General features: G+C 49.2%; 15 protein-coding genes. 2 read left to right on the top strand and 13 right to left on the bottom strand.

What is annotated here, in order from left to right:
• Nucleotides 1–6 precede the first annotated feature (6 nt).
• From ACVKSX_RS13965 to trbB, 5 genes are all read right to left on the bottom strand, one after another.
• Nucleotides 7–693, bottom strand: coding sequence for a tetratricopeptide repeat protein (locus ACVKSX_RS13965; RefSeq protein ID WP_163762613.1), 687 nt, complete (start codon nt 691–693; stop codon nt 7–9).
• A 138-nt stretch (nt 694–831) separates the two neighbouring features.
• Nucleotides 832–1,356 carry a hypothetical protein gene (locus ACVKSX_RS13960; RefSeq protein ID WP_163762612.1) on the bottom strand — a complete coding sequence of 175 codons (525 nt, stop codon included), beginning with the start codon at nt 1,354–1,356 and terminating at the stop codon, nt 832–834.
• Nucleotides 1,357–1,540: 184 nt separating this feature from the next.
• Nucleotides 1,541–4,381 carry a conjugal transfer mating-pair stabilization protein TraG gene (gene traG, locus ACVKSX_RS13955; protein WP_163762611.1) on the bottom strand — a complete coding sequence of 947 codons (2,841 nt, stop codon included), beginning with the start codon at nt 4,379–4,381 and terminating at the stop codon, nt 1,541–1,543.
• A 2-nt stretch (nt 4,382–4,383) separates the two neighbouring features.
• A complete protein-coding gene (gene traH / locus ACVKSX_RS13950; RefSeq protein ID WP_163762610.1) occupies nt 4,384–5,748 on the bottom strand; it encodes a conjugal transfer pilus assembly protein TraH in 1,365 nt (454 codons plus the stop codon).
• A complete protein-coding gene (gene trbB / locus ACVKSX_RS13945; RefSeq protein WP_163762609.1) occupies nt 5,745–6,281 on the bottom strand; it encodes a type-F conjugative transfer system pilin assembly thiol-disulfide isomerase TrbB in 537 nt (178 codons plus the stop codon). Before trbB ends, traH begins: the two co-directional genes overlap by 4 nt.
• Nucleotides 6,282–6,555: 274 nt before the next feature.
• On the opposite strand from trbB, the gene ACVKSX_RS13940 reads away from it, so the two are divergent.
• Nucleotides 6,556–6,807 carry a type II toxin-antitoxin system Phd/YefM family antitoxin gene (locus ACVKSX_RS13940; protein WP_163762608.1) on the top strand — a complete coding sequence of 84 codons (252 nt, stop codon included), beginning with the start codon at nt 6,556–6,558 and terminating at the stop codon, nt 6,805–6,807.
• Nucleotides 6,797–7,078 carry a type II toxin-antitoxin system RelE family toxin gene (locus ACVKSX_RS13935; RefSeq protein ID WP_163762607.1) on the top strand — a complete coding sequence of 94 codons (282 nt, stop codon included), beginning with the start codon at nt 6,797–6,799 and terminating at the stop codon, nt 7,076–7,078. Before ACVKSX_RS13940 ends, ACVKSX_RS13935 begins: the two co-directional genes overlap by 11 nt.
• Nucleotides 7,079–7,083: 5 nt before the next feature.
• On the opposite strand, the gene traF is transcribed toward ACVKSX_RS13935, so the two are convergent.
• Genes traF through ACVKSX_RS13895 form a run of 8 tightly spaced genes read right to left on the bottom strand, consistent with a single transcriptional unit; the run spans nt 7,084 to nt 15,298 of the window.
• Nucleotides 7,084–7,869: a type-F conjugative transfer system pilin assembly protein TraF gene (gene traF, locus ACVKSX_RS13930; protein WP_163762606.1), complete on the bottom strand. Its 786-nt coding sequence runs from the start codon at nt 7,867–7,869 to the stop codon at nt 7,084–7,086.
• Nucleotides 7,870–7,875: 6 nt separating this feature from the next.
• Entirely contained in the window at nt 7,876–9,705 is a 1,830-nt protein-coding gene (traN, locus tag ACVKSX_RS13925) for a type-F conjugative transfer system mating-pair stabilization protein TraN (RefSeq protein WP_163762605.1), read from the bottom strand.
• Nucleotides 9,702–10,310 (bottom strand): type-F conjugative transfer system pilin assembly protein TrbC, encoded by a 609-nt coding sequence (trbC, locus tag ACVKSX_RS13920; protein ID WP_163762604.1) that lies wholly within the window; start codon nt 10,308–10,310, stop codon nt 9,702–9,704. Before trbC ends, traN begins: the two co-directional genes overlap by 4 nt.
• 15 nt (nt 10,311–10,325) lie before the next feature.
• A complete protein-coding gene (traU, locus tag ACVKSX_RS13915) occupies nt 10,326–11,291 on the bottom strand; it encodes a conjugal transfer pilus assembly protein TraU (protein WP_163762675.1) in 966 nt (321 codons plus the stop codon).
• 17 nt (nt 11,292–11,308) lie between these two features.
• On the bottom strand, nt 11,309–11,938 hold the full coding sequence (gene traW, locus ACVKSX_RS13910) for a type-F conjugative transfer system protein TraW (protein ID WP_435530757.1): 630 nt from the start codon (nt 11,936–11,938) through the stop codon (nt 11,309–11,311).
• A complete protein-coding gene (trbI, locus tag ACVKSX_RS13905; RefSeq protein ID WP_163762602.1) occupies nt 11,938–12,339 on the bottom strand; it encodes a type-F conjugative transfer system protein TrbI in 402 nt (133 codons plus the stop codon). Before trbI ends, traW begins: the two co-directional genes overlap by 1 nt.
• Nucleotides 12,327–14,930 carry a type IV secretion system protein TraC gene (gene traC / locus ACVKSX_RS13900; protein WP_163762601.1) on the bottom strand — a complete coding sequence of 868 codons (2,604 nt, stop codon included), beginning with the start codon at nt 14,928–14,930 and terminating at the stop codon, nt 12,327–12,329. Before traC ends, trbI begins: the two co-directional genes overlap by 13 nt.
• Nucleotides 14,918–15,298 carry a TraV family lipoprotein gene (locus ACVKSX_RS13895; protein WP_163762600.1) on the bottom strand — a complete coding sequence of 127 codons (381 nt, stop codon included), beginning with the start codon at nt 15,296–15,298 and terminating at the stop codon, nt 14,918–14,920. The genes traC and ACVKSX_RS13895 overlap by 13 nt, the downstream gene beginning before the upstream one ends.
• Between the last annotated feature and the right edge of the window lie 10 nt (nt 15,299–15,308).

The following is a 15,308-nucleotide window of genomic DNA, read 5'->3' as shown; positions in this document are numbered from 1 at the left end:
ATTATATTAATTAGCGTACTGGCAAGAATCAGCGTATCCATTCTTACAGGACTTATAAAAATATCCTCTTGCCTTGCTTTCGTTTTTCTCCACGCCATCTCCTAATAAATAAAGCATCCCTAGATTGTATTGCGCCTGAGAATTAGATTTCTCAGATGCTTTATCATACCAATATGCAGCTTTAGTCGTATTTTTCTCTGAGCACTTACCGGTCATATATGAATTCCCTTTATTCAAATATGCCAAAACATAATGACTTTCAAGAGACTTAGATAACCAATAATTGGCTTTTTCACAACTTTGTACAACACCCTCCCCATCCAAATAAAATGCTGATATATCATTCTGTGCAATTGTGTAACCACCTCTGGCAGCTTTTTCCATCCAATAAGCAGACTTCCTCATATCCATATGAACTCCACGACCAGATTTATAAAACATTCCAATGAAGTATTGAGCTTCTGGGCTTCCCTTTTCAGCCGCTTTCATCAACCAATGATAAGATGAATCATAATTGCCAAGATTCATTTGCATTTTACCAAAATCCAGTTGAGCATTTAAATTCCCTGCTTTAGCCTTTCCCTCCAGGGTTGTGTAGTAATTACCATTGGCACTTACATTTTCCATAGTAAAAAACATCATTAACAAAGCGATAAAGATATTAGCGAAAAGCTCTTTGATTATTTTGTTCATTATCTTCTCCTTGCTGCCCTCTCATCATACTTCAGAAATTATTATCGAATCCATTATTGAATTAACCACTATGATTTATTGAATTACTATCAAAGCCACTAGATATACTATTATCGCCTGAAAAGTTACTATCATTATTTAAAGAACTACCGTAAACATCCCCCCGGCATCAAAATAATCACTGGTCATAGCCAAACCTGTTGCCGGGTTGAAGTCATTAGCGCGGGAACCAGTCATGGAATGATCTCCTGATTCAAAGTTAACCAAATGACTATCAGCAATGCTCATTGCAGCAGGAATCAGGTTATCAGAGAATAAGTCTGCCCGACCCGATGATAAGGTTTCAGTGAGAACTCCGGTAGCAATGCCCCCCGCAACCTTAGATAAAGCATTTGGATGAACCTTACCTTTGATGCGTCTTTCAACTTCCCGAAAAAGAATATTTTTATAAACTTTCTCAATAACTGAGCTTGGATAGCCCTTTAACTTCATTTCTTCAGCTTGATCTTTACCGTAATAGAAAAAGATTATTGAATTAACGACACCTCCGTCCAATTGAAATAAAACCATGAACACATAAAATGAAATTAAACCCTCACTCCATGCGCCACTACCGCGATTCGATAAGTAAAAACCCAGAGAAGATATAATTGATATTAACATGTAACACTTCACATAAAATGGCAAAATTCTTCTAATAGTGAAGATACTAACAAAAGAATAAACGACTGCTGCTAGTAGAAAAACAAGCATGAGCATTTAATAATCAGCGTTACGATGAGAGAAAAAACTAACTGCTATAACCATGAGCATAGTTATATTTAATATGGGAAATAGCAAACCAACCTTATTCATCACTCCCCCTCAATTTTTTAGCCACCTTACTAATATCACCGGGATTATGTCCTTTGATATCCAAATGCCCATCTTTATTTTCTAAATCTACCAGCTTCTGGTGCTTTACTGCATTGTTGTAGTTCTCCGCAAATTGACCTTTTGACTCATCATTCTCCCTGTCGAGTTTATCGCTTTCTCGCTGAACATCACCGTGACCTTGCTCAATATTTGCTCCGGCCTGTTTAATAGCTCCCTGATTTCTTGCCAGAGAATCATCAACGCTCTTTGTTGTGTTTCCTTTAATGCCTGCTGATTGCGCCCTGCGTTCGATCTCATGCTGGCCTGAATTAATCACCCCTGCTGCATCCCCGCTTGATGGATCAACGCTCTGCATACCACTCGCCAGAGAGGCACGGTTAGTATTGAAGTCTCCCTCAATACGTGACCGCAGTTTTTCTTCCACAAAGCTATCTGCCAGTGCTTCGCGTTCGTGACGCACATTTTCATCAGCGGTATTAGTAAGAATACGGCTGGAATCTCCGGGCATTTTTTGCTGAACATAACTCACAAACTCCTGAGAAAGATTACTGGTCTGTTGTGCCGTTTCGCTTTCCGTCATGGATGCAACCTTGCTGTACTCATGGCTACGAGCTGTACTGGTCGTATATTGCTGGTAATGGCTGTCAGCTTCGCTGAGCGTTGTGCCAATCTGATTTAGCAACGAGGCAGAACTGTTGTCGGTATGCGTGGCTGTATGCGTCATAGCGTAGTTTTTAAGTACCTGTGAACCTTCCCGGAACTCCTGCATATCTCTGGCATCCGCACTGTGGGTATGATCAGTATTCGCAGTCTGACGCTGATCAGCAGAACTCTGGCTCCCCGATTTGGCCGACACTTTTCCTGATACGCCAGCATCAAAACCCATTGCCGTAGCTGCCTTACCTACTGCCGATTTGGATAATGACCAGCCTCCATGTCCCTCAACTTCAGCATCCTTTGATTTAGTTTCAATTTCAGCCCAAGCCTGCTGGTCTGTTACACCGTGTCGAACCGCACGATCGTGCGCAATCGACTGCAGGCGGCTCAGTGCCTGTTGTGCCTGAACTGTCTGCGAATCATTCGCGCTGTTGCTTTGCGTATCGCTATTACCAGACTGCTGAGAAAACTGTTTCGCCTGGTTAAAAGCGCTGTTAACAGCATGATTGTAACCCTGCAGCGATGTTTCGGCCTGCACCTGGTTTTCTCTTGCCAGCCGCTGCGCGGAAGAACTCATTGCGCGGCCAAAATTTAAATCCATCGGTAGTTTAGATGTGCCTGTCGTGCTGTTAACTATCGTCGTTCCGTCAGCCGTCATTCCCTGCATAGCGCCGTTCGCCAGTTGCTGATCGGTACGCCCGGATGCATAGCTACTGTTCGTATCCCATTTAAAACCCTGCACGTTATCCGTCTGCATATTGTTAAACGCATAAGTGCCATCTACAGCCTGAGAGGACGACTGAGAGGCAACCCCCTGAGTCATGCTGCTGAGATAGCTGCCCGCCTGGGAAACCACGCCACCCAATCCCTTCACCATGCCATAAGCGATAAAGGGAATAGAGAGCGAAAGCCAGCCCGCCGTTGACGCGATCATCGAATGCTGCTGCTGAATCTGAGAAAGATTGGACAGCGTAACGTCATAAGCACCACCGGCTTTCAGATAAAACGTCATGGCATTATTCAGTATCGCAAAGAGCAACGGCCATGCCTGAAGGTAGGCCAGAGTAAAAATATACCCCCTGAGAACAGTCCAGGTGAGCGTATTAATAATAGCCAGCACGATCATCACAGGGAAAAGTCCGATCATCATACCGAGCAGGACAGTCTGCATGATTGGCAGGTACTTCATCGCGATATTGGCGCTGACAGACTGCTGCATGATTTGCTTCTCAGTAGCCGTTTCCGTCGCAATATTCATCATACTGGCGGTATCGCCATTCCGTGCGGCATAAGCGCTGATCCCTTTGCGAAGTCCATTCATCACAACATTCTGTTTAATAATGCCGCTCGCGCTGCTGCCGGCATTATAAAAATAGCCGTAGCTGTCGCCCAGAAGGGAGGCAAACAACTGCTCCCGGTTGGCCCTGGAACCAAACAGCTTCTGCGCCCAGAACGAGAACGTCTTTCCACCACCGGAAGAATCCGTACCTATCTGCTGTTGCAGGGTTACTGCGGCCTGCTGGCAGGTCTGAAAACTCCCCGCTTTGTCGAATATCCCTCTGAGCGGGCTGGGTTTTTCAAATATCATCGAATACGGATCGGTACTGTTCATCAAATCTTCCATTGAATACTTGTGATTCATGAAGATGTCGCCTATCACACAGTTCTGAACATAATCAGAAAAAAGTCCAGCAATCGTACCGTCAGCGAAGGTAAAACCGGTACTGGCCTTTACCAGTTCGGAGCCAAACAACATCCCGGTTTTGTTGTACGACACCGCATCAGGGCGATGGAAAACCTCCTCATAACTCTGCGTCAGCGCATACCCTATCGATGTGATAAATGACGCCGGAACAGCCAGCCCGCCAGGCACATTGTCCACCTGATGAACGGCTGTCGGATCGGTAATATCGATAACCTGCACCGAATGTTTATTGGCGATGAGCACCCCCGGCACAATAACCATCACCGCCACCCATTTGATGAAGGTCAGTACATCTTTCTTCTGTAACCAGCTCCACACCACGGCGAGCACAGAAAAGATGGAAGCCCATTTAATCAGGGTTCCCCAGGTGGCCGAGGCGGTTAATACCGCCACGGCATTCAACGAGTCAGCCAGCCAGTCACCGCCCGTAATGGTATAAATCACCTGCATAATTACATACCTCCGGAAAAGCGATAGTTATTCTGATAGCGGTCGAGTAACCGTCCGGACAGTTGCTGACGCATGTAACCCATCTGACGTTCAACAACCATTAATGCATCCTGCTGTACCTGAACCCTGGACTGCATGATCGCCAGTTGATGGTTCGCGTTCGCCATACTTTTCTGCAACGGCTTAAGCGCACTGTCCGGATAACTTTTACTCGCCAGCATAACGCGGGCCTGCTGCATCACTTCCTGCATGTACTGGATGAGAATGTCGAAGCTGATGTAATCAGAAAGCTGATAGATGACCGAATCGGAGACGCCCAGAGAAAGGGGGTCAACGAGGTAACGCAATACCGGAACAGAAGTGGACGTAATAAAGCCTTTTTCCTTTTCCGTCAGTGCCTCATCGGCATAGGCTTTACTGCCGATACTCTGCAACATCTTATTGACCTGACCGCTGAGGGAGTTCTCCGCGCTGATCGTCACTTCGCCAATCGTTGCCTTCAGGCATTCTCCGTCATTGCAGGTATAGACTTTAGCCGTACCGCCATGCAACAACGCATGGATCAGGTCTTCATTTGTCGTCATGGCCGTAAGGGGCTGCGGCTTACCATCATCATCAAAAATGAGGGTGCCGGTAATACTCATGGCGAACTCTTTTAACTCCTTGTTTCCGCTGAATACCTGATTTTTTTCAAGTGAATCCCATATCAGGTTTTTGTTACGCAGCACCTGGTCTTTCATATCAGCCCCGGCTTTATTACTCATATTTTTGTACTGCCCCCCGGTGCCGCAGCCCTGTCGCGCCGCCGCCCAGTCCGAGAAGAAATTGGAATCGCTGCCGATAGTCTGACAAACCGCGCTGGCGTTCTCCTGCGTTTCAGGCCACAGACCGCCGACGATAGCCCTTCCTGCCTGGCAACTGCTCATATTGGAACTGTTGACATCTGACGCCAGTTTTTGAAGAAAATCCTTTGCCGACGCCAGTTGCGGGGTCACTGTCTTCAGGGCCAGGTCGAAGAACAGCCCCGGCGCATTACTGAGAATAGATTTGGCAAACTGAATGAATTCATCTTTGCTGATAAAGGAAAAGGAACCCAGAAACATATCGATACCGCCACAACCGGCGTTCAGGCTGGGTAACTGAAGTGAAACCAGTTGCACATCTTTCGCGGACGTCCTCGCATACAGCGCCCCGCCCGTGGCATAGCCTGCCGCCTGCCCCTGCCAGACCTTTGGGGTCGTGGTGTTCTGCTCATAGCCCAGCTTGCCAAAGAACTTGTTCATGTCATCGTTAAGGCTTGCTCCGGCCATCAGCGTGTAAAAGAACAGCGACCCGGCCAGCACGCTTTTTTTCAGAATGCTGCTCATCGGGTTTCTCCATTATCCATCGCAAAGCGCAGCACTTCGTCTAGCCGCGCCATAAAGGCTTCACGCTCACTTTCCCCCTGCTGAAGGGGGTAGGTTTTCATGTTGTTAACGTTCACCAGAAACAGCGTGGGCGTGGCAATAGGCAGGCCCTGCGCGAAGAATTCAGTGATCACCATCGGCGGAGCCGAAACTGCCTGCGGCCATGACGCATCGCCCCGGCCATCCAGGGTGTAAGGGAAAACGGAAAAGCCGGTGTCCTTAGCAATAGCTTTCAGAACGGGATCGAAAGCATGGCAATGTGGACAGGAAGACGACATAAAGAGGACGATTTTCCAGTCCCGAAGATTTACCTGTCGCCCGTCGCTGAGTCGGTGTAACACCACTGCGGATTGAGTGGCAACCGGTACGCCGGTGCTCTGCTGCGTGTGTTTATGAGCTTCGAGCCTGGCGATATCATCCCAGGTTGTGGCATTAACGGACGCGCTGGCCGTGAACGCCAGCAGAAGGAAGGGAAGAGCAGGAATGCATCGCATAAATTCACCTGTATTGACGAGTCGTTAAATCAGTCTGTCGTGACGCCGGTATCCTCCGGGCAGAACACGGCAGCGCCGGTGCACCTATAAAGCACCAGTCCGATAGTTGAAGTGTTTTTTTCGGCTCCGGGCCGGGAAGTCAGAATTTATTCTGGCTCAACAGGCCGGATGGCAAGCGAAGCGCGGCAGCAAGAGACTGGTGCACCATTAAAAGACTTTTAAAAGCACCACTGAAGATCTATCCTTGATTTAAATTCACGCAACAGGAGCTACCATGACTTATCAAATCCTGACAAGTATCGCAGCCAGCATCACCGATCTGAAACGCAATCCGATGGGCACCGTCGCGGAGGGTGAAGGTAATGCCGTCGCTATCCTTAACCGTAATGAACCGGCATTTTATTGTGTTCCCCCGGAACTTTATGCTTACTACCGCGAACTTGCCGAGGATGCGCAGCTTAACGCGGTTGCAGACGAACGCATGAAAAATCCGGATATCGTGAGCGTAAACCTCGATGACCTATAAACTCGCATTCGACAGACGCGCCCTGAAGGAGTGGGAAAAGCTGGGTCATCCCATTCGTGAGCAGTTCAAAAAAAAACTGGCCGAACGGCTGCATGACCCGCATATCACCTCGGCCAGGCTGAGCGGAAGAACTAACCGGTATAAAATTAAACTGCGTTCCTCCGGCTACAGGCTGGTTTATGAGGTTATCGACGATCAAATACTTCTGCTGGTTGTCGCCGTCGGCAAGCGAAACGACAGCGAGGTTTATCACCAGGTCGATATGCGCTGACCCGTTTAAAAACCCGGGGCAAAATCCGTTGCCACAAGTAGGAATTGTGAGGCTAAGTTTTCCTGTGAATGGAAGCCATACGCCAGAGGCTGGTAAGCCTCCGTGCGAGGGTTCATAAGGAAAAGCGCCGGATAATGCGTGATATGCATGGCTTCAGTCTGCCCGACGTCCGGGCGCGACCCCGGCAGTTCCGGCGCAAGTCTGCCATCAACCGACACATTGATAAGGTTGATGCCATACTCTTTAACGAAAGAACGCACTACAACGCCCATCAGCACATCCACCGGCTCTTTTCCCCGGTAGAAATAAAACAGCCCGTTATCCGCAGACAATTTAACAATGGCCTCTTTTTCGCGCTGGCGTTGCATCGCCTGACGGGTACTGGCCGTTCCGTTGTAATGGCTGTAATGCAGGTTGTAATCCAGTTCGGGAAACTTCAACAGCGCCTCTTTTGAGGACTGGGCAAACTGCGACGATTTTTCCGCCCAGAAATCCTGTAGCAGTTTGTATCGTCTGAAATTTTCAGCAGAAGGGAACATAACCGCTTTATCGAGCGCGGCCTTCGTCGCTGCCTGCAATTTCTCTTTCAGTTCGGTGGCATTTTCCGGTGATATTGCTGAGGGTGGCGGTGCTGACGGCGGCTCGTCCTCATCAGGAGATACAGGCTCGTTGTACCAAATCCAGCCCTGCGCCTCACTGTCGGAAAATCCACCGAGCCGGGTATTGCTTGCCTGGGCGTGCCCCCCGATAAAACCAGCAGCAGCGAGCATCAGATAACAGGCTTTTCGCATCAGTGGCTACTCCCCCTGGTCAAACATGGCTTTCATCCGCTCTTTCATTTTCTCCATCTGATTATTGTCAGCGGGAATATCACTGCCACTGTTCAGATCGTCATAAAACGCGTAGAAATCGATTTTTGAAAAATCTATCTTCTGGAGTTCTTCCGGCGTAATCCCCCGGCAGTCAGGTGACTTACCTGAACCAAACCCGATCCCGAGCTGCCATGAACGACCCTGTTGCTGGACGATTTGTGCCAGTTTGGAATCAAACTCACAGTAACCCCGCTTTTTCTCGATACAGATACCCAGCACTTTTTTACTGCAATATTCCCCGACATAAACGGTCAGGCGCTTTTCTTTAGCCTTACCCAGGTCCTTTTCGTCACTGCTACAACTGGCAAGCCCCAGGTCCTGCCCCCAGCCTGAATCTTTACAGCAGTTGCTGAACCCGGCGGCAAACTTCTTGCAGGACACGCCCTTGCCCGTGAAGATTTTCACATCATTGCTGTTCAGTTCGGCCACGTCCTTGCCCGCCGCCGCAACAGCCGCCAGTTCCGATGCCGCTTTGGCAAACATGTCGTTTTTGCCGTTGTTATCCAGCACGCAGCTTCCGTCAGTACAGAAAAGTTCATCACCGCAGACCTGACCTTCTCCTTTCATCTTCGTTTCACATGAATACGTGATGTTGGCGTGGAGACAGGCACCGTCCCCCTGATCCACACACTGCTGATTGACGACATTACAGGCCGCATTATGGATATAGGCCCCGCAGGTTCCCTCGCTTTCGCTCTGGGTCAGATAGCTGTCACGGTAAGCCCAGCAGTCCTGATGAACAACATACGGCTTGCCGTCAACCGTCACAGTTTTATCTCCGCCCGGCTCTGTACATTCCGTTCCGGTCAGACTGCCTTCGGCTTTATCAAACGGACAATTCTCTGACCAGACCACTTCCGGCACCCAGACCTGCGTATCAGTCAGCATCAGCACATCCAGCGTCAGTATTTCTTTGCCATTGCGAAGGTTATTGATCATCGTGTTAATAGCTTCATTGAGGTGACCGGATGTCTGAATAGCAATGTACATCACGAAACCCTGCCCTGCCGTTACGCCACTGTTTAACACTGGCAGGCTGGCCGGTAACTGCGCGGCTTTTATTACTGCTGATCCACCAAAAACAGTAATTGTCAGAGGCATCCCTTCATAAGAGGGGAGCGCCGGATAGACTATTTTCACTGAAGCACTGGTGATCGTGCCTGTCTCTGGCAGGGAAAAGTCCAGCCTTACCTGATTTCCCTCCCGGCTGGCTGCAGTCAGCGTCAGAGGATAATCTTTATTCACACGGTTAGTATTGTAGTGACCTGATATTGCCGCCGTTCTGGTGCAATATTGCTGAACCTGCAAATCCCGGTCACAGACATAATTAGTCAATACGCTCTTCTCGAATTCTCTGGACTCACACAGTTTGGGATCGAATACCGTTTCAGCGTTATTCTCGGCATTGCGGCCATTATCCAGAAACGGGGAATCAGCCGTTACCATATCTTCAGGCTGCTTACTGATAGAATCGATGACAGCCTTTCCCCACTCGGTGTTGTTCAGCGTATTGCTGCCCGGCGATGTTAAATCAGTACCGGAACTCTGCACACCACCGTAATACTTCGTTGCATCCGGGCTGCTGCTGTAGTCAGGCAGGTTATCTGCTGGTTTAAATGACTTAAAGGTATTAAGATCCTCTCCCTTCAGACCGTTAACATAATTCATACCACTGTTAAAATCGTCGTTCGCCGTGACCGGAAGGTTAACGATAAATCCCGCCATCAGCGCTATCACTGACCATAATGATTTCATTGCGCGGCCTCATTCAGTGCAGCCCTGGCCTCATCAGCACAGTCCCCACCTTCAGCAACCTTATGGAGCAGGCCATCAATGCGGATATCGCCGGATACGCGATCAAACTTATTTCCGCATGTCACAACCAGTGCCGGAACGGCGGTTACCCCGTACTGCCGGAAGGCTTTGGGGTTTATCTGAACGCCTCCTTTATTACTGCCATTTGTCATTTCAAAAATAGTGTTCGCCGTCTGCCGGAAGTCATTATTAATCATCCCGCGAATATTTACCGGAACAGCAAACTGAGCGGCATTATTCAGCATAATGGCAAGGCCACTTCGGGCAATAGAAAAAGAGACGAAATACTGAATGGCGGGCTGCGGTTTTTGTGCTGCCTCCTGATATTGCATTTGCTGCCTTTGCTGAAGGTTATTGATGAAATCTGAATTATTCCTGGAGACTCCCTTATTCTGTAACTGTTTTATGGAGTCAGGAGCTTCCACCTTTAGCGCCTGAGATTCAGCCGATTGCATCCTGTCAATAAAATCCCGGTCTTCAGATATTGTTCCTGCATGAGACAGGCAGGGGAAAACCGCCATAAATAATACAGGCAGGCATTTCATAATTAACACTCCTGTTCAGAGAAAAACGCAGTTACGCTTACGCCACATTAAATAACCGTAATTCTTCCTGTCATTAGGGGTGAGGTGTCCTGTCTGCCAGGTCAGCGTGCTCTGCCCGAAAGGATGGCAGGCCAGCGGATCGGGTAGCGTATTCACCATTTGATATCGCCAGCGGCTTTTGGGGATAATGGGTGAAGGGTACTCAAAACATACCGCCGTATCCGCACCCACGCTCTCCATCACCAGTCCTTCACGATGCAGCTTGAAGGCCATTCGCTCGGAAAGCAGCACCGACGACTGCGCAGGGCTGTATTCATTGGTGACTGTGCCGGTAAAAGGATACAGCGAGCCGTGACTCCCGGCACACCAGAACAGCGCATCGACGGGCTTCACCAGGCTGGCGGCGGCATCTGCGGCACAGGCTCCCTGTGCAATAACGTTGCCAAATAGTGCAGCTTCAGGGTTAATAATGAGCGACAGCTGATCGTCATTCCACATCGGGTCAAGCTCAGTCAGATACCCGATATCCATGTCCCCGCCCTGCAAACAGCCCACAGAAGTAATAATGTTCAGCCAGGCCACCAGCGGGTATTTGTACCAGTGGACGTGATAGAACACGTTTGGCACTTCATTATTTTCCTGCTCGCCCACCCCCATACCGACTTTACCGATATCCAGCTTTATGCCCCCCATATTGACCAGACAAAAAGGGGAACGGGTGACATCGGTGATCGCCATTGGCTCCCAGAAACCTATCGCCAGCCCGACCCGGTAAAACACGCCCATCGGGCATAACTGGATGGGACTGGCCGGGTTTTCGGTATCAGCAACATTGCCCGGCGCAACCGGTATGCTCCCGATGGTTATCGGAAACAGGCACTCCCAGCAGATATCGGTGATCGGATTAACAAAATGGCCGTCGCAGGCGACGGCTGAGGCGCTGGCCCTTCCGGGCAGAAAAAGCACCGCACAGATAACCATCAGGGCTGTCGGTAGTCTCACTTCTCGCCCTCCATTGCAAACGTATCTATCCGCAGACGTTTACCGTCAGCGGCTACGGTGACTCTGGCCGGAACGGCGGTAAGCTGAAACTTACGGCTTAACGTGCCGTTCTGATCAAAGTAAACCTGAGCGTCAAGGCCTTCACCGCTGGTTTCAATGTTGCCGTTCACCAGGACAATTTTACTGATCACCGTGTCCGGCTTCTGCTGCTTCATCCAGTCGATCTGACGTTTATCGTCGCCGTCGATGAAGTAAAGGGTTTCCCTGAATGGCACATGCTCCAATGGATTGATTTTGTTGCCTTTATAAGCGAAAACAATGCCCTTACCATCAGCAATATCTTTATCGACAATAAATGTCGGGTCGATATAATGAGTTTCGTTGTTATCCGTCAGTCGCAGCCCCGTAACCGGTGGCGGCCTGAAAATACGCGCTTTGACACGTTCCTGGGCGGCTTTCTGTTCACGGGCAAGTGAACCATCTGCCTCCATAGATTTAAGCCGCTGCTGAATGAACATCAGCATATCCTGTTCCTGAATGGGATAGAGATCGCCCCATATTCCCAGGTCTTTAGCACCGCCGCTGCACGCTATCGTCAGTATCAGAAGAAGTGACTTTTTCATCATTAGCCTGTCTGCATTTTGCGGGCCACGTCCTGCTGAATATCGCGGGTGATATCTCTGGCGCCACTGACCACAGCAGGCGTTAACAGAATCAGTGCGCGGTGTGATGCCTGCCAGTCTTCAATGCTGCGGTGAAGGTTGGTTGTAAAGCGTTCTGTAAGCGCACGGCTCGTCGCTTCATCAAGATTCTTACGGGAAGACTGATCCACAAATCTGTCGATCGTCCCCTTCATATCGAACGTCACAGTTTCAGCCGTTCGCCACTCAACCATCAGCACCGAAATACCTGCATTCACTGCAATCAGTAACATCGCCAGCAAAAGAATATAGTGCCGGTGGCGTAACCGGCGTCTGGCCAGGACCACAATACCGCGGCGGATATCTTTACTGCTCAGAGTTCCCATGCTTCAAGCTCCTCCATTTCGTCCGGATAGTTGAGTTTTGCCAGTTCATATACCGCATCGTGGATATCCCATCCCAGCGCCCGTTTCTGCTGGATAAACTCAAAATCGCCGCCACGGGAAGAAAACATGGCACGGCTCAGAGGATCAACGAACAGACGATGGAAGGAACTGACAGCCCCGATACGCAGCATAAATGACGAAAACCACTGCTCTTTCGCATCCCCGAAACGTTCAATTATCTGGCGTTCATAGTCGCTGAACTGGCTGGGATTGCGTTCACAGTAAGTCTTGAATTCAGCGGTATCCTGTTTAGCAACCACCTTGAAAGCAGAGTTACCCCAGGCAGCTTTTGCGGCTGAAGATGCATCAGGTGAATCAAAATCTTTGATGTTCTGTGTGATGGTGATGAAAGAACCATTATGGCGACGAACGGTGCGATAGCCTGTTTCAATAAATGAGCCAACCTTATGATTTTTGAAATTAAGAAGTTTCCAGCCTTCGTCAATAGCGCAACACTTTTTCAGGTTACGCGGCGAACGATACATTTTGTCTTCGATATAAATGATGAGCGAAAACATCACCGCAACGAGTAGTGCGGGCCTTTCCTGCAAGCTCCCCATCTCAAGGACAATCATCCGGGCATCTTCCTGAAGCGAGGGCTTATCGCTGTTGAAGTAATCAGCATAAATACCGCCCTCACAGTATTTAACCAGCAACTTGATAATTTCATCAAAGCGGCGTGCGATACTGTCTGCCCCATCTTTTCTTGCCTGAAGCACAGCCCCTTTCAGGAATGTCACCACATCATCAATATGCGCCGCATTCCCCTTTGCCTCCCAGGCGTACATCACGCCTTCAAGTAGCAAATCTTCGTGGATTTCATCAAGGTTTCCGTCCGGACTCGCCAGCACAGAGAGCTGATCGCGGATACGCTCACCGGAGCGAGTAATATCCGTGACGTTGGCGAAGGGGTTAAACGACAGTGAAGAGGCATCAATGTAAGTCCCGCCCATGTTCTCGCAGAACGACTTATAGCCGTCGCCCATATCGAAAACCCAGACCAGTCCGCCGCTGTCCAGTACACTGCGTAAAATCGGCTGCACCAGACCGGTCTTACCCGCTCCCGATGTGCCGGTAACACCCATGTTGTAGTTGGTATTCCCCATGCCTTCACCAAAAATATCCACAAAGGCAAGCTGATTGCGGTAGCTCGGTGCCAGAAGCCCCTTCTGACACAGGCGATTGTCAGCAATCACCGGCATAAGGTTAACGGCCTGAATACTTTCACATCGGTTCGTGGCTCCGGATGTCTTCAGATCACTCCATAGTCCCTCGTGAGCCATAAATGGCAACATAGACATCCAGTTACGGTGCTGCATATATTGCGGGGCGTAAAGCTCGAGTCCGTTTTTCTTAAAGGTGTTAATCACCTTTTGCTCGCAGGTCAGCTCTTCACTGTCATCATCGCGGCAAAAAACCGTAATATTGAAGTAATGTCTGACCAGACAGCTTTCATTTGAAAGAAGACGGCTGCGGACAGACTCCCATTCGTTGCGCTGATTGATCAGATTTGGCAGAAGTTTTGCCAACGAACTTTTAGATTTGCTGTCAAGATCGAGAAATTTACGGTTAGCCTCCCGCTGTGCCTCAACCTGTTCTTCCGCTTCAACGGTGAATGTGAGTACAAAAGGAAAAGGTATGCTCAAGTCCGGATTCAGCAGATTGCTGATATTGTCCCCCCCCTGCCACAGCAGAAACATGTCAGGGTTGCCATCAAGCATAAAATTCATAGCTCGGGACGTTTTTGCGCTGCCCGCTTTTTCAGACAATCTGACGACCAGCTTTTCAGGATAGACATCAAAATCAATACCATTCTCAACGCACTGGAAATGGAGGTCGTCATAAACATTCACTTTTACATCCGGCCGGAAAAGCTGATCGCAGCGAAAGTTCACAAGACTACTGACAAGACTGACCAGCCCTTCCCGGTTAACAATTTCGGTATACAGTTTCGCGGAATCGAGCGTCGCCCGGACAATTTTCATCAGGTGAGAAAGACTGGTCATGGTTGATGCCCGGTTATTTTTCTTTTTTACCGCACAGGCAATATAAAGAGAGTAATTACGCAGGGTCAGTGGCAGCCCGGTTGGGGTGCGAAAACTGTTACGGGTGGCCTGCTGATAATAGGCACGTGTAACAGCGTTAAATTTATCAGCCTTTTTTCCCTGCCAGGCAAAATCCGACAGACCATAATCCAGTTCTTCACCGATCACCTGGCTGGAGACAAGGTGAAAACTGACAGGCGTTTTACGGGGTATTTTACTTTTTACCAGGTCGTTCAGCACATCCACAATATGCTTATTGGCTCCAATAAGCGGTACAGCCTTCAGTAAAAATCCTGCCGTACTTTTATTAATAAACAGTCCTGTTTCATCATCAAATTCCCGGTAGGGAAGCAGGTTTGATAGCTGAGGGTAGGTCAGGTTTCCCAGAGAACGGTTGGCATCGGAAACGCCACCAGGCGACTTAATCGCATTCTGAATCCGGGAAATAGTCTGAGTGAAAATATCTAAATTACTCACTTGTGCCATTCTCCTGGTTTAACGACAAATGAAAGCAGCCCCGGCTCATGGAAATTATCCTGACCATCAACCCAGGGCGCGACCCATACGTTTGCTGTCGCTTCTGGTGTTCTCACTGGAGTGCGAAGAAACGATGCCCCCTGCGCCGAACGGGTAAGTGGAATGCCCGCACCGGCAGGTTTAGCCAGAGCGGGCAACGATGCCGCACCCGGCTTTACTGCTGCCGCCTTAGTCTTCTGACGGGCCATATTGTTCGCAGCATCAATGGTTCTACAACTGTCACTGGAGGTGGCATTACATTCAAAATCCGATTTAGCACCGGCACACCCCGTGAGCAGGACAAAGCCTGCCAGTAAAGGCATAATTAATTTATTCATTATTTACTCG

It is taken from the genome of Pantoea sp. PvP021, assembly GCF_054056055.1.
The sequence above is the reverse complement of the archived record's forward strand: the minus strand, read 5'-3'. Positions and strand labels throughout refer to the sequence as shown.